Here is a 17,167-nt window from a genome sequence, read left to right as displayed (position 1 = left end):
TTCTCTGCCCTCAGCCGTCCTATGCTTGTGGACAATGACCATCGATACGCCCCCGCCCAGCTTGAGTGTTCTCACGGTGCCCGCAACCGACGTGCAGGCCGCCGCCGACTTTGCTACCCACCCGGACGTTCGCCGGTTGCTGGGTAGTCGAGATCCTGCCACGTGGATTCTGCGCGGGCAGGGTTTGGTGGGTTTGGGCCGCTCTGCGGAGTTCCGCGTGCGCGGCGGCACCCGGTTCACGTCCGCTCGCGTGTGGTGGGATGCAGTGCGCGACGCCGCCGTGGTGAACGACCGGGTCAACCGGCCTGGAACCGGCCTGCTCGCCTTTGGCGCCTTCGCGTTCTCGCCCTCGTCCACCGCCGATTCCGGGCTCGTCGTCCCGGAACTCGTCATCGGTTCCGACGACCACGGTGCGTGGGTCACGATGATCCGCGTTGGTTCCTCAGATCTCACGGTGTCCGACGTCGACGCCGCCTGGCGTTCGCTCGTGGTTGAGTCCCCTGCCGCCCTGGAAACCCACGATGCGGCGGAAACCGGCGGAGCGGCGTCGTCGTACCCCACCGCGACCCCGGGCGCCCTGGACGAGAACCGCTGGATGGAAGCGGTGGCAGACGGCGTGGGCATGATTCAGGCGGGTGATCTGGAGAAACTGGTCCTCGCGCGCGACGTGGTGGTGAACGTGGGGCGTCCCATTGATCTCAGTGCGGTACTGGCGCGGCTCAGCGACCGCTACGACTCGTGCTGGACGTACTGCGTACGGTTGGGCGGCGCCGAGGACCCGGATGCAGGTCGGTTGCTGGGGGCGACGCCCGAAATGCTGATCCGCGTGAAACAGGGCACCGCGTCCGCGCGCGTACTCGCCGGAACCCTGGACCGGCACGATCTACCGGACGGCGCGAATCCGGAGGACTTCGCGGGAGTGACCCTCGGGGGCTCCGACAAACAGCAGCGCGAGCACAAGTTCGCCGTGGACTCCCTCCTGGCGGGGCTGTCCCCGTATGCGGAAACCGTTCACGGCGAGGAAGAACCGTTCATCCTGGCATTGCCCAACGTGTGGCATTTGGCCTCCGACGTGCGCGCACAGTTGCGCACCGGTGTTGACGGCACTCTGCCCTCCCCGCTGGAACTGGCCGAGGCCGTGCACCCCACCGCAGCCGTGTGCGGAACCCCTACCGAAGTGGCCGGCGGCGCCATTGAAGATCTGGAACGCATGGATCGAGGTCTCTACGCCGGGCCCGTGGGCTGGCTGGACGCCTCTGGCAACGGCGAATGGGGTATTGCGCTACGTGGCGCGGTGCAGGCCGACTCCCAGCGGGCCCGTGTAAGTGCCGGCTGCGGAATTGTCGCCGAATCCGACCCGCAGGCCGAGCTGGCCGAGACCTGGGCCAAGTTGCGCCCCATGCTCGAGGCGCTGCCCGCTATCCACGACTGATTCACGCGATTGGGCCCCCTGGAAATGACGGCGTAGTAAGGTTTTCCACAAACTAGATAGCGCTACCGCTCTTCGAGGGAGATCCCATGTCCAAGCTTCGCCGCGTAATGCCCGCACTGGCCGTGCTGTCCGCAACCGGCCTGATTTTGACCGGTTGCGAATCCACGTCCGAGTCCGATTCCCAAGCCGGTGGCGAGGGCGGAACCATCACCGTGTGCGCCAATTCGCCCTACCCCCCGTTCGAGTTCGAGCGCGATGGCGAGGTCGTTGGCTTCGATATGGCCCTGGCCGACGAGATCGCCAAGGACCTGGGCAAGGAGAAGGAATTCATCCAGGCCAACTTCGAGACCTTGGAATCCGGTGCCGCGCTGGACACCGACCAGTGCGAAATGGTCATCTCCGGCATGGGCATCACCGATGAGCGTCAAGCGTCCATGGACTTCTCCAAGCCCTACTTCAACGATGAAATCGGCCTGTTGACCACCAAGGATTCCGGCATCACCAGCTTCGATTCCATTGGTGACGCCTCCGTGGGCGCTCAGCAGGCAACCTCCGGTGAGAAGTACGCCGAGGAAAAGGGCGCGACCATCCAGCAGTTCGAGGACGTGGAGCTCATGTTCCAGTCCCTGGAGACCGGCGGTGTGAAGGCCGTGTCCGGTAACATCTCCACGCTGGGCAATCGTGCCAATGAGAACGAAGACTTGGAAATCGTCGAGACCGTTGACACCGGTGAAAACCTGGGTGTGGCCGTAAAGAAGGGCAACACCGAACTGCTCGACTCCGTGAACAAGACCCTGGACCGCCTCAACGAGGACGGCACCATGGACAAGATGCGCGAAGAGTGGATCGGACTCTGATCCAATTTTTTACACCGGGTCCTGAACCGGCTTTGATGTGATCGACAACGGGTGCCGGGCGAGTTTCTCGCCCGGCACGCCCGTTGTCAGCGCCGTGCGAGATCATTGAGCGAGAGAATCTGTGAAGACTTTTGTGAAGACTGAGGGAGAAAACTGATGGCCATGACCACCCGACAGCGCGCCAAGCTGTCGCGGGGCATCCAGTACGCCGTGTTGGTGCTGGTGTTGATCGCCCTGGTCGTTCTCGCGGACTGGCAAGTTCTGTACGAGCGGGTGTTCAACCCTGCGGTGATTGCGGATCAGTTCCCCGGAATCATCACCATCGCCCTCAAGAACACGCTGATCTACACGGCCCTGGGCTTTGTCGTTGGGTTGACCCTGGGCGTGATTCTGGCGCTCATGAAGCTCTCTTCCGTGGCGCCTTACCGCTGGATCGCCACGCTCTACATCGAGTTCTTCCGCGGTGTGCCCGCCCTGCTGGTGTTCCTGGCCCTGGGTTACGGCATTCCACTGGCATTCGGCTTCCGGTTCAACCACTACGTGACCGTGATGATCGCCCTGGGCGTGGTGGCTGCGGCATACATTGCCGAGTCCCTGCGCGCTGGCCTGCAGGCCGTGCCCAAGGGTCAGTACGAGGCCGCACGGTCCCTGGGCATGTCGCACACCCGCGCCATGGTGACCATCGTGATCCCGCAGGCGTTACGCATCGTGCTGCCACCGCTGACCAACGAGGTCATCCTGCTGACCAAGGACTCCTCGCTGGTCTACCTGCTGGGCATGGGGCTGGCTCAGTACGAGCTCACCAAGTTCGGCCGCGAAGGTATCTCCGGTGCCGGTGCCGGCCTGACTCCCCTGGTCGCGGCGGGTATCTGCTACCTGATCATCACCGTGCCGTTGGGCATTCTGTCCCGCCGCTTTGAAACCAAGACCGACCGCGTCAAGAAGTCTTCCTAGGAGCCACGGTGTCCACATCTGCAACTGAAAACACTCAGGCCTCCGCATCCTCCGCGACGCCCGCCGTTTCTGTGCGCGGGCTTAACAAGGCCTACGGCGACCTGGAGGTGCTGCGCGGTATTGATCTGACCGTGAACCCCGGTGAAGTGGTGTGCCTGATCGGGCCCTCCGGTTCCGGCAAATCCACGCTGCTGCGCTGCCTCAATCTCTTGGAAGAACCGCAGTCCGGTGACATCACGGTCAGTGGTTTCGACGTGACCGACCCGGATATCGACGTGGACGCCATGCGCCGCAACGTGGGCATGGTGTTCCAGCAGTTCAATCTGTTCCCGCACCTGTCCGTGCTCGAGAACTGCACGGTGTCCCAAATCAAGGTGCTCAAGCGTTCCAAGTCCGAAGCCGAGCAGGTGGCGCTGACCAATCTGGAACGCGTGGGGCTGTCCGAGAAGGCCCAGCAGCGTCCCGGTCAGCTGTCCGGCGGTCAGCAACAACGCGTGGCCATTGCGCGTGCGCTGTCCATGAACCCGGATCTGATACTCTTCGACGAGCCTACGTCCGCGCTCGACCCCGAAACCGTGGGTGACGTGCTCGCCATCATGCGGAAATTGGCCGACGAGGGCATGACCATGCTCGTGGTGACCCACGAAATGTCGTTCGCTCGCGACGTCGCTGACCGCGTGGTCTTCATGGACGGCGGAGTGGTGGTCGAGGAGGGCCCCGCCCGCGAGGTCATCGGTTCACCCAAGCACCAGCGCACGCAGTCCTTTCTGTCCCGCGTGCTCAACCCCACCAAGGTGGATACGCCGGAGTAAGCCTGCTGCGGCGCCTCAGGTGCCGTTAGAACCCTGAAATACATATGAGGGGCCGGTAGAACCTTTTTCCATTGGCTGGAGGGTTCTACCGGCCCCTCATGTGCTGCTGGAGGCTCTGTTGGCGCTTGGCGCGTGTGGAATCCAGGTGGTGGAACAGCCACTGCAAGAGTTCGCGGCGTCGTTTGGGGTCTCTGAGGTCGTCAAGCACCACCACGCGGACCTGCCACCCGTGATCGCGCAGGCGTTGGATCCGATAGTTTTCGTCACCGTAGGCCCGACCGTCTTCCCAGTGAGGTCTCCCGTTGTATTCGAGAGCGACCATTTCCACAGGCCAGGCGAGATCCGGGTACACGTACTTGCCGTCCATCAGTACCGGGTGGTTCGTTTCCATTGGCGGCAGTCCACATCTCAGAACTACCAGTCGGAGCAGAGTTTCCATCGCCGAGATGGTGGGTCCCTGAGCCAACGCCAACGCCTGCCGAACCCGCACCACGCTCTGCGCACGGGGCGGCAGCTGATCCAGGAGTGCCACCACTTCGTTCATGCTCAGTCGCCCCAGGGGCAGTGAGTCCTGTGAGGGTCAGCTGTCCGTCGTGCCGTTCAAGGTGATCCCGCATGAGGACCGATCGTTGCTGAACAGTCAGCGGTTCCGCACTTCGGACCCATGCTCCCCTGGCCAACTGGTGCATGAACGGCCTGCGTCGGAGGTCTCTGGGTCGTCGTTCCCATTCCGCCGCGCTGAGCACTGTCAGTTTTGGTCCCAGGTCCATGGCTTCAAGAGTTCGCATGGCTCGGACCCTAGAAATTTTCGACGCCGTTCGGGCGCCTCATCCACAGGCCGAGCCTCTTTCGCATCCACTCCCTGCAAACTGGGCAACTGTGGAGAGCCCTCCGCACGGCGAGACGAGATGGGAACGAGCCGAGCGGTGTCGGCGAACTGAAGCCGCGCGTGGGAGGCGACGGTAGCTCCGTCGACCCCGTGTGAGGTCTTGTTAGAACCCTTTCGCAAGGACAGAAAGGTCCCAACGCCACCTCAGATGCGCGGGAGGGCCCTAGTGACGCCTCAGGTGTGGGCACGCACAAAAGTAGGGTGCCACTGCTCGCAATGAGCAACGGCACCCTTGGTGTTTCTATGTTTCCCGAGGCAGTCGGCGGTCAGCTCGCTAGTTCGCCGGCCGACTGTCGTTCCCGGAAAGTTAGTTCAGGACGGTCGAGGGAGTGTTGGTGTCCTGGTTGTCGGAAGTCTCCAGGATTTCCTCTGCCTTTTCCTTGGCTGCTTCCACGGCCTTCTGGCGGGGAACCAACACGGTCACGAGAGCGCCGAACAGTGCCACACCACCGAAGATGTAGAACGCGGTGGCGCCACCCAGACCAGCTGCTACCAACCAGCCGCCGATGAGCGGACCGAAGATGCCGCCCAGTCGACCGAAGCCGGAGCACCATGCCACACCTGCGGCACGAGCGTTGGTGGTGAAGTAGTTGGAGGTGAAGCCGTAGATCAGCACCTGAGTACCCAAGGTACCCACACCGGCAACCGCGATGAACATGAACAGCACCGGCAGCGGGAACTGGAAGGTCATCAGCACCAGGGTGATAGCTGCGATCACGAACGTGGTGGCCACGATGAACTGCGGGCCGCGGCGGTCAGCCAGCTTGGATGCGACCACACCACCGATCACAGCACCGGAGTTGAGCACCAGCAGGAACGCCAGCGAGTAGGTGGTTCCGTAACCGTAACCCTCCATGATCTTGGGCAGCCAGGTGTTCAGGCCGTAGGTCAACAACAGGCCGGAGAAGGACATGAAGCCCAGCAGGATGGCTCCCAAACGGAACTGGGAGGAGAACACTGCACCGAAACCGGTCTTAGCGGGAGTAGCGCCGGCCTTCTGGACGACGACTTCCTCGAGCAACGGAGTACCGGTCTTCGCGGAGATGGCTTCGGCCTCTTCGCGGCGGCCACGAGACAGCAACCAGCGCGGGGACTCAGGGAGCTTGAAGAACGCGATGGGCAGCAGGAACAGGATGGGTGTGGCACCGATCATGAACAAGCCGCGCCAGCCGATGGGCTCGAGGAGAATCATGCCCAGTAGCGCGGCAAGCACACCACCCGCGGGGATACCCGAGTACACGATGGCGTTGTAGAAGTTACGGCGCCCGGCGGGAGCGAACTCCGCAATGGTGGCACCGGCGGTGGCGAGGATCGCGCCCAGGCCGATACCGGTGAGCAGTCGAAGAGCGCCGAAAGCGAAGATGGAGGTGGAGAGCGCGGTGACGAACATACCGATGGAGAACCATGCAACACCCACCAGGATGATGCGGCGGCGGCCCACGTAGTCGCCAATGGAACCACAGATCAGAGCGCCAATGAGCACGCCGATCAACGCGTAGGAACCCAGGGTTCCGGCAGTGGCGGCATCGAGTGCGCCGATGTGGGAGGGATCCGCCATCAACGTGGAAAGGACGGTTCCGTAAATGGTGAGGTCAAAGCCGTCGAAAATCAGTGCGGTGCAGGCGATACCTGCGACCCATGCGGCGGTCCTCGCCTCTTTTCGCGGGTCCGCGGCAACGAGTGTGTTGCTCATAGTGGTGGTCCTCTCGGATCAAGATCTTCCGGAGAGCCCCTAGACCCCCGGTGCGTTTCCGGATCGGTAGCGCATTAGACTCCCATCTTGAACGAGTGTGAGTCATACCACACGGGGAGAACCCCCAGGGTTTCGCCAGGGGGCCTTAATGCCGGTTAGGGATATGAGTTGGTCGAAGTTTGTACCAATTGCTACCTAATACAGGCTCTAGTCATTGAAATGTGGGCGTACCTAAACCAGTCAACACACAGAAACCGGCTCAAGTACGCCCACACCCCAGGGGGTCAGAAATGCTTAGCGCATCCCCGAGGGTCGCACCGTGATGACCTCCACCTGCGAGGTGCGTTCCGCATCTACGGCCACGCGCACGGCAGCTGCGATCTGAGCCGGCTGAATCCACTCTTCGGCGCGGTATTCCCTGCCCAGGTAGTCGTGCAGTTCCTGCTGCATATCCGTGGCCACGCGGCCGGGATGCACCGAGGACACTCGCACACCGTTCTCGCGCTCTTCCTCGCGCAGCGCGTCCGTGAACGCGCGCAGAGCGAATTTGGTGCCCGAATACAACGACGACGCCGGGCCCGCCGTGAAGCCCGAGCCTGAGTTGATCGCCACGACGTCCCCGCCCGCAGCGCGCAACTGCGGCAGTACGAGCTTGGTCAGTTGGGCCACGGAGAACACGTTGACCTCGAAGATTTCCCGCCACTGCTCACGGGTCGCCTCCTCGACGCGGGCCATGGGCGCGATGCCAGCAGAGTGCACCACCGCGTTCAAACCCGGGAACTCTTCGGCCAGGGGCGTCCAGGCTGCTTCAACGGCGGCGTCGTCAGTGAGCTCGGCAACGAACGGGCGAGTGCCCGGGCCAAGGCCTTCAAGTTCTGAGCGCACTCGCTCGACGTCCTCGGATGTCCGCCCGCCCACGAACACCACGTGGTCCCGCGCGAGGTCCTCAGCCACGGCCCGGCCGATGCCCCGGGTGGCCCCGGTGACCAGTGCGGTACGTGGCGAATTGCTGGAGGCAGTCTGCTGTTCAGTCATGCACCCATGCTAGCTAGGGGCGCTCGGCGGCAGCTGGGCACGCGGGCCCGAGAATCAGCCCCCGGCGGGATGCTTGGCCAAGTACTCCCGTGCCGCATCCTGAGCCGCCCCGCGAATGGCCTTATGGAATTCACGCAACCCAGCTCGGTCGATGGGAATCTCGATCACGCGGCGCCCGCGCAACGGGGCCGCGAAGATCGCCGCCAGTTCGATGGCGGTGTTCGCCTCGCTGTACTCCACCCCGTAGGCCGCACACAGGTCCGGAAGGGATACCGAGTGGGGGGTTCCGAAGAACCGTTCCACGGTGCTGGTGTAGCGTTCGTCTTCCGCGACGGCACCGTGTTCGAGCTTTCCGAAGATGCCGCCACCCTTGTCGTTGAGCACCACGAACTGGACGTCCGGGATTTCTTCGCCCTCGCCCACGAGCAGCGCTCCGACATCGTGCAGGAGTGTGAGGTCACCCAGGAACACGCGCACCGGGCGGCCCGTTCCCAGCGCGACACCGTGAGCCGTGGCCACCGTTCCGTCAATGCCAGAAACACCGCGGTTGGCTACTACGGCGACTGGGTCATCCGGCCAGGCCACGAGATCGAGATCGCGAATCGGATTGGACGAGCCTGCCACCAGCACGGCGCCATCGGCCGCGCAGGCATCCCACACGGCGTGAGCCACGTGCGGTCCGGTCAGGATGGGCGTGGAATTCGCCTGGGTCTTGAGAGCATCGCAGGCAGCGATTCCGGTGGCCTCCCACAGCTCGAACCAGCCGTCGCGCACGGGGCCGAGCAACTCCAAGGCTTCCTGGAACGATTCGACGACTTCTTCGTCGCGGCGGCCCTCCTCGAACCACGGCACCGGTCCCGGCCGCACTGCCAATACCCGGACGTCCTCGCGCTGCAACAGGGCGGCGACCTGCCTGGACAGTGTGGGACGCCCGACGAGCACCACGGTGTCCACGTAGTCGACAATGTCCAGTTCCAGGACGTTTTGGTACGAATGCACCGCTGACTTACCGAAACGCGCGTTGGAAGACGGCTCTGCCATCAGCGGCAGACCGGCTTCCTCAGCGAATCGTGCTGCGGCGGGGCCGGCGCCGTCGCCGGCCATGACCACGGCTCGCGCGCCGTCCGGAGTGGTGGGACGTTTACCGGGGTTTTCCCCCAGCGGGGCCGGGATGCTCCCCCCGTGGACGTCGTGAATGCGGAAATTTCGGCCGATATCCCGCGGGAGACCGCTGGTATCGGTCTCGAGGCTGTCGGTCACCAGGGCTTCATCGAACACGGCCCAGGGATGCGCGATGCGACCGGGGCGATTCTCCGCCAGTTCCGCAGCGAGATCCTCGGCCCACTTCTTGAGGAACACATGATCCTCTTCCGCCCACGGGTACAAGGGATCCCGCAGCGCGAGATTCAGGTGCACCGGCCCCGGCGCGGTGGTGGTGTCTCCTCCGGCGGCGGCGAGCGCGTGGTCCAGGGTCTGCGCGGCAGCCTCCTGATCGTCCGGAACGATATCCACCTGCGCTCGCACGAAAGACTTGAACACTCCGGGCTGGTGAGTGGTCTGGTTGGCACCGGTTCCGCGCAGTTCCGGTGGCCGGTCAGCCGTCAGCGCTACGAGCGGAATCCCGGAGTGGGAAGCCTCCATGACGGCCGGCAGCAAGTTACCGACCGCGGTGCCACTGGTGGTCAGAACGGCGGAGGGGCGCCCCGTGGCGCGGGAAATCCCGAGCGCCGTGAAGGCTGCAGCGCGCTCGTCGATGCGGACGTGCACCTTCAACGCCCCGCTGGCCTCGGCCGCCGCCGCAGCATACGCCACGGGTGCGGATCGAGATCCCGGCGCGACCACCATCTGCCCCATACCCGCGCGAGCGAGGGCACTCAGTGCGGTGGTGGCGGTCAGCAGGCTTGGTGTGATCATGCAGCCTACTCTAGTAAGCCCCGCGGACACTCGTAGCCGAAGGTGTCACGCGGCGCCATGTAGCGACGTCACGCGCGTGATGGAACCAGGCGGCGTCGTCCGCTCGACGACGCCGCCGCGCTCACCTCAGATGCGCCAGTCCCCGTGCTCTGCCTTGAGACTTCCCAGCACACCGGGTGTTTCGATGCTGTCGTCCTGGATCATTCCCGCGGCCTTCGTGCGGCCGGTCTGCGGGTCGATCAACAGGAACGACCCCAGGGCGTGGGACTGCGTGTACCCGGTGCCGAAGACCGGTTCGGCCACGCGCACCGTGATCCGACCGATGTCGTTGAGCCCCAAGGAATCCACGGACTCCGCGCTGAGAGTGTCCAAGTTCAGGCGACCGTCGATGGAGCCCACGATCCCGCGAACCACCCGCGTGGTGTGCTTGAGCAGCACGCGCTGCCTCTCGTGCAGCGGCTTCTCGTCGAGCCAGCAGACCACCGCCTCCACGGACTGGCTGGGTTCAGCACCCGTGTCCACTCCGGCGATGAGATCACCGCGGGTGATGTCGATCTGATCGGCCAGTCGCAGGGTCACGGACTGACCTGCCACGGCCACGTCCAGCGGCTGACCCGCCAGGTCGATGGCCTCGACCGTGGTCTGACGACCGGCCGGCTGCACCGTGACCGTGTCGCCCACGCGCACGGTTCCGGAGGCGATCTGACCCGCGTAACCGCGGTAGTCCACCAAGGCCGGGTCCACCGCGGCGGACTGCGGGCGCAGCACCGTCTGCACGGGGAACGCGAACCGCTCCGACTGGGTGAGTTCGGCCGAATCCGGCAGGGTCTCGAGCCATTCGAGCAGGCTGGGGCCCTCGTACCACGGGGTGTTGGGCGACTTCTCCGCCACGTTGTCCCCGCGCAGCGCGGAGATCGGGATGGTCTGCAGCGCCAGCACGCCCAGCTGATCGGCCAGCTCGTGCAGGTCAGTGTTCAACTGCGCGAACCGTTGCTCGGCATCCGGCACCAGGTCGATCTTGTTGAGGGCCACGATCAAATGGGGTACACCCAACAACGCGGCCACCGCCAGGTGGCGGCGGGTCTGCTCCACGATCCCGTGCTCCACATCCACCAGGATGATCAGCGCATCCGCAGTGGACGCGCCCGTCACGGTGTTGCGGGTGTACTGCACGTGTCCCGGGCAGTCGGCCAGGATGAAGTTGCGCGCGGGCGTGGCGAAGTAGCGGTAGGCGACGTCGATCGTGATGCCCTGCTCGCGTTCGGCGCGCAGGCCGTCGGTCAGCAACGCCAGGTCCGCGGAGTCCAGACCGCGCGCCTGGCTGACCCGCTCGATGGCTTCGAGCTGGTCGACCAGGATGTTCTTGGTGTCGTGGAGCAAGCGCCCCACCAGGGTGGACTTGCCGTCGTCCACGCTGCCCGCCGTGGCAATGCGCAGCAGGCTTCCTTGGGTGTCAACGCTCATTTTAGAAATAGCCCTCTCGCTTGCGGTCTTCCATGGCGGCTTCCGACATACGGTCATCCGCTCGCGTGGCTCCGCGTTCGGTGAGTGTGCTGGTGGCAACCTCGGCCAGGACGTCCTGGGCGTTGGCGGCCGGTGATTCCACGGCACCGGTGCAGCTCATATCTCCCACGGTCCGGTAGCGGACGGTGCGGCGTTCGATGTCCTCGCCGTCGCGCGGGGTCACGTACTCCCCCACGGCCAGCAGCATGCCGTCGCGCAGGATCACGTCCCGTTCGTGCGCGTAGTACAGCGGCGGCAGTTCGATGTTTTCTGCCGCGATGTAGCGCCAGATGTCCAGCTCGGTCCAGTTGGACAGCGGGAACACGCGCACATGCTCTCCCGGGCGGTGGCGCGTGTTGTACAGGCTCCACAGCTCGGGTCGCTGATCGCGCGGATTCCACTGGCCGAACTCGTCGCGCAGGCTGATAATGCGTTCCTTGGCGCGCGCCTTCTCCTCGTCACGGCGAGCGCCACCGTAGACGACGTCGTGGCGGCCGTCCGTAATTGCGTCCAGCAGGGGCACCGTCTGCAACGGGTTGCGGGTGCCGTCCGAGCGTTCGCTGAGCCGACCGTCGTCGATGTAGTCCTGCACGCTGGCAACTTCCAGGCGCACCTTGAGTCGCTCGGCGGTGCGGTCACGGAACTCCAGGACTTCCGGGAAGTTGTGCCCGGTGTCCACGTGCAGCACGGGGAACGGAATGGGGCACGGCCAGAAGGCTTTGGCGGCCAGGTGCAGCATGACCACGGAGTCCTTACCGCCGCTGAACAACAGCACGGGGCGCTCGCCCTCGGAGGCGGTTTCGCGGAAGATGTGCATCGACTCGGCTTCCAGCCGCTGCAGCTGGGTCAGTGCGCTCGAGTTCGCGGTCGAAGCAACAGTAGAAGTGGTTGTGGTGGTCATACGTGAATCCCGCATTCTGTCTTGCCCAGCCCGGACCAGCGACCAGCGCGCGGATCCTCACCGGGGGCAACTTTTCGTGTGCACGGAGCGCAACCGATGGACGGGTATCCCTGCGTCAGCAGTGGGTTGACCACCACCAGGTTGGTTTCGGCCCAGCTCACGACGTCGTCAAAGGTCCAGTCCACGATGGCGTTGATCTTGACCATGTGATGGCGTTCGTCCCATTCGACCGGCGCGGCGTTCGCGCGGTGGGGCGTTTCCTCGCGACGCAGCCCGGTCACCCAGGCTTCGTAGCCCTCCAGAGCGTTGTCGAGCGGCTCGACCTTGCGGATCCCGCAGCACGTGGCCGGCTCGCGGTCGTGAAGTTTCGGACCGAACTCGGCGTCCTGCTCCGGCACGGTCAGCCGCGGCAGCAGGGTGCGCACGTTCACGGGCCAGTCCGAGGCGAACGCGTCCCGGGTCTCGATGGTCTCCTGGAAGTGGTAGCCGGTGTCCAGGAACAGCACGTCCACGTCCTTGATGTGCTGGCTGACCAGGGCGGGCACCACGGTGTCCGAGGCCATCGAGCAGGCCACCGCGAGCGACTTACCGAAGGTCTTCCCGGCCCACGCCAGTAGTTCCTGGGTGTCCGCGTCACGCCCGCCGAACAGCTCATTGGCTTCCTCGACCAGAGCCTTGAGCTCGGCCTCGGAACGGGTTCGCTGGGGCGACGACGCCGCTCCGGGCGCCTTGGTCTCGCCGGTTGCGGCCTGCGAGGTGCTCGCGTTGGGTGACGTGGCCACGGTAGGTGCCGCTGGCGGCGTCGTCGTGGGTGACGAAGTGGATGAAGTAGTAGGTGTGGTCATCGCAGAGAATCCTCCTCGGCGTTCTGTGCCCACTCGGCGAAGGTGAGGTCGCCGTTGGTTTCTGCCATGTAGCGGCGGGTCACGCGCTCCACGTAGTCGGTGAGGTCGTCGGAGGTGACCTTCAGGCCGCGCACGGTGCGCCCCATGCCGCCCTCCTCGCGGTCGGCGGAGGCCAGGCCGCCGCCCAGGTGGACCTGGAACACGAACTCCTCGCCGATGAACTGGCCCTTGAGCCCGATGTCCGCGGTCTGGATGCGGGCACACGAGTTGGGGCAGCCGTTGATGTGCAGGGAAATGGGATTGGTGATCTCAAGGTCCGTGAGTCGCTCTTCGAGCTGGTCGATGACCTGGGCGGCCAGGCCCTTGGTCTCCACGAACGCGAGCTTGCAGAACTCGATGCCAGTGCATGCAATAGTCGCGCGGCGGAACGGGCTGGGGTGCGCGTCCATGCCGTGGGGCTTGAGCGCGGTGGTCAGCTCGGCCACGCGATCCTCGGGAACGTCCAGCACCAGAACCTTCTGGTAGGGCGTCAGGCGGATGCGATCAGAACCGGCGGCCTCAGCGGCGTCCGCGAGTGCCAGCAACGCATCCGAGTTGAGGCGACCCACGGTGAGGGCGAATCCCACGTACTTGTTGCCGTCGTGCTGGTCGTGAACGCCCACGTGATCGGGGCGGCCCACCGCGCGGGCGGGTGCGGGGCCGTCCGGGAGCTTTCGGCCCAGGTATTCGTCCTCGAGCACCTGGCGGAACTTCTCGGTGCCCCACTCGGCCAGCAGGAACTTCAGGCAAGCCTTGGTGCGCTGCTTGCGGTACCCGTAATCGCGGAAGATCCCGGCCACGGCGGCCCACACCGGCACCACGTCTTCCGGCGCCACGAACACGCCCAGCCGTTCGGCCAGACGCGGGGTGATGGACAGCGCGCCGCCCACCCACAGGTCGTAGCCGACGCCGAGTTCGGGGTGCTCGACACCCACGAAGCTGACGTCGTTGATCTCGTGCACCACGTCCAGGCTCTTGCTGCCGGTGATCGCGGTCTTGAATTTGCGGGGCAGGTTCACGAAGTCAGGATTGCCCACGAAGGCTTCGCTCAGGGCGTCCAGCTGCGGGGTGCAGTCGATGATTTCGTGGGCGTCCACGCCTGCGACCGGGCTGCCCAGGAACACGCGCGGGGTGTCACCGCAGGCCTCGACGCTCAACAGCCCCACGGAGTCCAGGCGCTCCCAGATCTCGGGCACGTCCTCGATACGCACCCAGTGCAGCTGGATGTTCTGACGGTCGCTGACATCGGCGGTATCCCGGGCGAAGTCACGGGAGATCTCACCGATCACGCGAGCCTGGGCCACGTTGAGGCGGCCACCGTCCGTGCGGATGCGCATCATGAAGTACTTGTCCGAGAGCGACTCCGCATCCAATTTGGAGGTCGACGCGCCGTCCACGCCCTGCTTGCGCTGGGTGTACAGGCCCATCCAGCGGAAGCGACCGTGCACGTCATCCGTGGGGATGGAGTCGAAGCCCTGCTTGGAGTACGTGTCGATGATGCGTTCGCGGACGTCCAGCGGGTTGCCTTCCGACTTGGACTCCTCGTTGTGGTTGAGGGGTTCCTTGCCGCTGATCTTCCACTGGCCCAAGTTGGTACCCGGGCGGGGTCCGCGCACACGCGGTGCGGCTGACTTGGAAGGCGTTTCGGTCGACGTGGTGTGCGCGGCCATGGCAGCTCCTTGAACGGAAATTAGTGATCGGAGGTGCGCCACGAGTTTTCGAGGAACGGGTGAAGTCCCCGAGCGGCGCAGTTCTGCGTGACCCGTTGCCTAAAAGCTACCGACGACCGGCCCACCTCAACAGCCGGTTGTCACGGGGCGTCACATCACGTCACACCGCGTCACACAGGTGCGCGAGGCACCCGGGGCGCGAGCGTCCTCGTCGAGCTGTGCGCGTTAAAACCCGAGCGGGGCCGCGGAAAACCGCGACCCCGCTCGGGTCTCAGCACGCGCTCAGGCGCGTGTCATGCCTGCTCAGCGCTTGGGCAGCGGGCGAGTGATATTGCCCTCGCCGCCGCTGTCCTGGAAGCTCCAGTCCTCGTAGGAACGGCGCGCCCGGCGAGCGCGGTTGCGGGTGTCCTGGTTGGACTTGCCCCGGTAGCCGCGGTACTTGGGACCCTTGGGGCCGTTCTTGCGACGCTTGCCGCGACCGTGACCCTTGCCCGGCTTGTCGCTCACGCCACCGGGGAACCCCGGATCCTTGTCGCGCTCAAGCTTGAACACCTGCACCACGGCGGGGCGAGGCATGGAGAACTCGCCCTCCTCGAGGCGGGTGGGCAGCGCGTAGTCCGGGAAGTAGGAGCGGGGCTCTTCGTAGGAACCGTCCTCGCCCGGGTGCTGCACGGCCACGTAGACCATGTCCTCGTTGTCGTGGATGACCGGACCGCAGGTCTCGGCGTCCTGCGGAACCGAGAGGAACTGCTGCACGCGGCCGCGCTCGGAACCGGTCAGGCCCACCTTGAACAGGGCGTCGTTGTAGCCGATCTTGGAGGGCGCACCGTCCGTGGAGACCCACAGGTTGCCGGCGCGGTCGAAGGCCACGTTGTCCGGGCAGGAGATGGGCGAAACCTTGTCCTTGGGGTACCCGCCGAAGTACGTGCCGGAATCCTTGGTGGGATCACCGCAGACCAGCAGCAGGTTCCAGTTGAAGCGGGTGGAGTTCACGCGGCCGTGACGCTCGGTGAATTCCAGGACGTAACCGTCGCGGTTGCCGGTGCGCGGGTTGGCCTCGTCCACCGGGGCGAAACCGGGCTTGCCGCGGTCGGAGTTGTTGGTCAGCGCCACGTACACCTTGCCGGTGTGCGGGTTGGGCTCCACATCCTCCGGGCGGTCCATCTTGGTGGCACCCGCCTTGTCCGCGGCGAGGCGGGTGTACACGAGAACCTCGTCCACGGCCATGTCCTGGATCATGGACTTGCCGCCCTTGATCAGGGGCAACCATTCACCGGAACCGTCGAATTCGCCGTCCGCGGGCAGGGTGCCGTCACCGGTGATCTGGCCCTTGGGCGAGTTGCCCGTGAGCTTGGCCACGTACAGGTCGCCCTCGGAGAGAAGCTTCATGTTGTGGCGCTTGTCGCCCTCCTTGTACTTGCGGGAGGAGACGAACTTGTAGATGTACTCGAACTTCTCGTCATCACCCGAGTAGGCCACCACCGTTCCGTCGTCGCCCACGTGGACGTTGGCGCCCTCGTGCTTGAAACGGCCCAGCGCGGTGTGCTTGACCGGGGCAGAGTTGGGGTTCTGCGGGTCGATCTCCACGATCCAGCCGAAGCGGTTGGGCTCGTTCTTGTAGCCCTCGATGCGAGCGTCGAAACGCTTCTCGACCTCGGGCCAGCGGCGCGAAGGCATGGCGGTCGGGAAACCGTAGCGCTTCTCCTCAGCGGTGCCGGAGGTGATGAAGTACTGGTGCACGTTCTCCTCACCGGAGAGGATGGTGCCCCAGGGAGTCACGCCACCGGCGCAGTTGTTCTGGGTACCCGCCACGCGCTTACCGGTGGGATCGTCCTGCGTCTTGAGCAGGTCGGAGCCCGCTGCCGGGCCGTCCACCACGAACGGGGTGCTCAGGGTGATACGACGGTTGCGAGCGCCACCGCGCACGTAGGACCAGGGCTCGCCCACCTTGGTGCGGGTGATCTCCACGACCGACATGCCGTGTGCGGCCATGGCGGTGCGCACCACGTTGGCCAGGTTCTTCTCCTGCTCCCCCGTGGGGAACATGGTGTTCTCATTGGTGTACTCGTGGTTGTTCACCAGCACGCCAGTCAGACCGTTGGGATCCGGGAGGATGTCCAGGTAGTCGGCGTTGAAGCCGAACTGCTTGGACTGCGCCTCCGGAGTCTGGTTCTCCGGGTCGAACTCCGGAGCGTCGTAGAACAGCGGGTCGCCCCAGCGAATGATCGGAGACCAGTCATAGCCCTCCGGGACGTTGAAATCGTCCACGGTCATGTCAACGGGCTTGATCGGGTTGAAGTCCAAGCGGCCGCGGCCCTTGCCCCAGTACGCGTAGGTTGCATTGGCGGGCTCAGAGGTACCTGCCACGACCCCCACCGTGACAGCACCGGCCAGGCCCAGGCCCAGAGCGGATCGGCGGCTCACGGCCGCGGAAATGATGTCGTGTGCGTACTCGTTGTTGGACTGGTTGCAGTCCGGGTTGGTGCACTGGCTGCCGCACTTGAGTTCACAGGTCAGCGGGCTACGCTTGCCCTTGACGTGGCCCAACATGGGCAGAAGCTTGCGACGTTCAGGTGTTTGGGTCATGGGATCCCCCTGGGTGACGACATGCGGATACACATGT

At 64.9% G+C, this 17,167-nt stretch carries 13 protein-coding genes; 4 read left to right on the top strand and 9 right to left on the bottom strand.

The window, feature by feature from the left end:
- Window positions 1–76: 76 nt before the first annotated feature.
- The 4 genes from ABD283_RS02030 to ABD283_RS02015 all read left to right on the top strand — a co-directional run bounded on the left by ABD283_RS02030 (window position 77) and on the right by ABD283_RS02015 (window position 4,055).
- A complete protein-coding gene (locus ABD283_RS02030; RefSeq protein WP_344223403.1) occupies window positions 77–1,432 on the top strand; it encodes an isochorismate synthase in 1,356 nt (451 codons plus the stop codon).
- Between the two features lie 86 nt (window positions 1,433–1,518).
- Entirely contained in the window at window positions 1,519–2,289 is a 771-nt protein-coding gene (locus tag ABD283_RS02025) for an ABC transporter substrate-binding protein (protein WP_344223402.1), read from the top strand.
- Between the two features lie 156 nt (window positions 2,290–2,445).
- Window positions 2,446–3,243: an amino acid ABC transporter permease gene (locus ABD283_RS02020; protein ID WP_344223401.1), complete on the top strand. Its 798-nt coding sequence runs from the start codon at window positions 2,446–2,448 to the stop codon at window positions 3,241–3,243.
- Window positions 3,244–3,251: 8 nt separating this feature from the next.
- A complete protein-coding gene (locus ABD283_RS02015) occupies window positions 3,252–4,055 on the top strand; it encodes an amino acid ABC transporter ATP-binding protein (protein WP_344223400.1) in 804 nt (267 codons plus the stop codon).
- Between the two features lie 85 nt (window positions 4,056–4,140).
- On the opposite strand, the gene ABD283_RS02010 is transcribed toward ABD283_RS02015, so the two are convergent.
- The 9 genes from ABD283_RS02010 to ABD283_RS01970 form a co-directional block, all read right to left on the bottom strand.
- Window positions 4,141–4,599 carry a hypothetical protein gene (locus ABD283_RS02010; protein WP_344223399.1) on the bottom strand — a complete coding sequence of 153 codons (459 nt, stop codon included), beginning with the start codon at window positions 4,597–4,599 and terminating at the stop codon, window positions 4,141–4,143.
- Between the two features lie 652 nt (window positions 4,600–5,251).
- On the bottom strand, window positions 5,252–6,637 hold the full coding sequence (locus ABD283_RS02005; RefSeq protein ID WP_344223398.1) for an MFS transporter: 1,386 nt from the start codon (window positions 6,635–6,637) through the stop codon (window positions 5,252–5,254).
- Window positions 6,638–6,931: 294 nt separating this feature from the next.
- Window positions 6,932–7,672: an SDR family oxidoreductase gene (locus ABD283_RS02000; RefSeq protein ID WP_344223397.1), complete on the bottom strand. Its 741-nt coding sequence runs from the start codon at window positions 7,670–7,672 to the stop codon at window positions 6,932–6,934.
- A 54-nt stretch (window positions 7,673–7,726) separates the two neighbouring features.
- A complete protein-coding gene (menD, locus tag ABD283_RS01995) occupies window positions 7,727–9,586 on the bottom strand; it encodes a 2-succinyl-5-enolpyruvyl-6-hydroxy-3-cyclohexene-1-carboxylate synthase (RefSeq protein ID WP_344223396.1) in 1,860 nt (619 codons plus the stop codon).
- Window positions 9,587–9,712: 126 nt separating this feature from the next.
- Window positions 9,713–11,050, bottom strand: a complete 1,338-nt coding sequence (locus tag ABD283_RS01990) for a sulfate adenylyltransferase subunit 1 (RefSeq protein WP_344223395.1) — start codon at window positions 11,048–11,050, stop codon at window positions 9,713–9,715.
- A 1-nt stretch (window position 11,051) separates the two neighbouring features.
- On the bottom strand, window positions 11,052–11,990 hold the full coding sequence (gene cysD / locus ABD283_RS01985; protein WP_344223394.1) for a sulfate adenylyltransferase subunit CysD: 939 nt from the start codon (window positions 11,988–11,990) through the stop codon (window positions 11,052–11,054).
- Window positions 11,987–12,835 carry a phosphoadenylyl-sulfate reductase gene (locus ABD283_RS01980; protein WP_344223393.1) on the bottom strand — a complete coding sequence of 283 codons (849 nt, stop codon included), beginning with the start codon at window positions 12,833–12,835 and terminating at the stop codon, window positions 11,987–11,989. Before ABD283_RS01980 ends, cysD begins: the two co-directional genes overlap by 4 nt.
- The gene (locus ABD283_RS01975; protein WP_344223392.1) at window positions 12,832–14,544 is read right to left on the bottom strand and encodes a nitrite/sulfite reductase; all 1,713 of its coding nucleotides are present in this window, start codon (window positions 14,542–14,544) and stop codon (window positions 12,832–12,834) included. Before ABD283_RS01975 ends, ABD283_RS01980 begins: the two co-directional genes overlap by 4 nt.
- Window positions 14,545–14,847: 303 nt before the next feature.
- Window positions 14,848–17,130, bottom strand: a complete 2,283-nt coding sequence (locus tag ABD283_RS01970; protein ID WP_344223391.1) for a PhoX family protein — start codon at window positions 17,128–17,130, stop codon at window positions 14,848–14,850.
- Window positions 17,131–17,167 lie beyond the last annotated feature (37 nt).

The sequence above is a fragment of the Kocuria atrinae genome (assembly GCF_039531425.1).
Lineage (GTDB): Bacteria > Actinomycetota > Actinomycetes > Actinomycetales > Micrococcaceae > Kocuria > Kocuria atrinae.
This window is presented reverse-complemented; position numbering and strand designations above follow the sequence as displayed.

Excerpts from the sequence above, each read along its gene's own strand:
- ABD283_RS02025 (WP_344223402.1), top strand. The coding sequence starts at position 1,519 with ATGTCCAAGCTTCGCCGCGTAATGCCCGCACTGGCCGTGCTGTCCGCA.
- ABD283_RS02020 (WP_344223401.1), top strand. The coding sequence starts at position 2,446 with ATGGCCATGACCACCCGACAGCGCGCCAAGCTGTCGCGGGGCATCCAG.
- ABD283_RS02010 (WP_344223399.1), bottom strand. The coding sequence starts at position 4,599 with ATGAACGAAGTGGTGGCACTCCTGGATCAGCTGCCGCCCCGTGCGCAG.
- ABD283_RS02005 (WP_344223398.1), bottom strand. The coding sequence starts at position 6,637 with ATGAGCAACACACTCGTTGCCGCGGACCCGCGAAAAGAGGCGAGGACC.
- ABD283_RS02000 (WP_344223397.1), bottom strand. The coding sequence starts at position 7,672 with ATGACTGAACAGCAGACTGCCTCCAGCAATTCGCCACGTACCGCACTG.
- menD (WP_344223396.1), bottom strand. The coding sequence starts at position 9,586 with ATGATCACACCAAGCCTGCTGACCGCCACCACCGCACTGAGTGCCCTC.
- ABD283_RS01990 (WP_344223395.1), bottom strand. The coding sequence starts at position 11,050 with ATGAGCGTTGACACCCAAGGAAGCCTGCTGCGCATTGCCACGGCGGGC.
- cysD (WP_344223394.1), bottom strand. The coding sequence starts at position 11,990 with ATGACCACCACAACCACTTCTACTGTTGCTTCGACCGCGAACTCGAGC.
- ABD283_RS01980 (WP_344223393.1), bottom strand. The coding sequence starts at position 12,835 with ATGACCACACCTACTACTTCATCCACTTCGTCACCCACGACGACGCCG.
- ABD283_RS01975 (WP_344223392.1), bottom strand. The coding sequence starts at position 14,544 with ATGGCCGCGCACACCACGTCGACCGAAACGCCTTCCAAGTCAGCCGCA.
- ABD283_RS01970 (WP_344223391.1), bottom strand. The coding sequence starts at position 17,130 with ATGACCCAAACACCTGAACGTCGCAAGCTTCTGCCCATGTTGGGCCAC.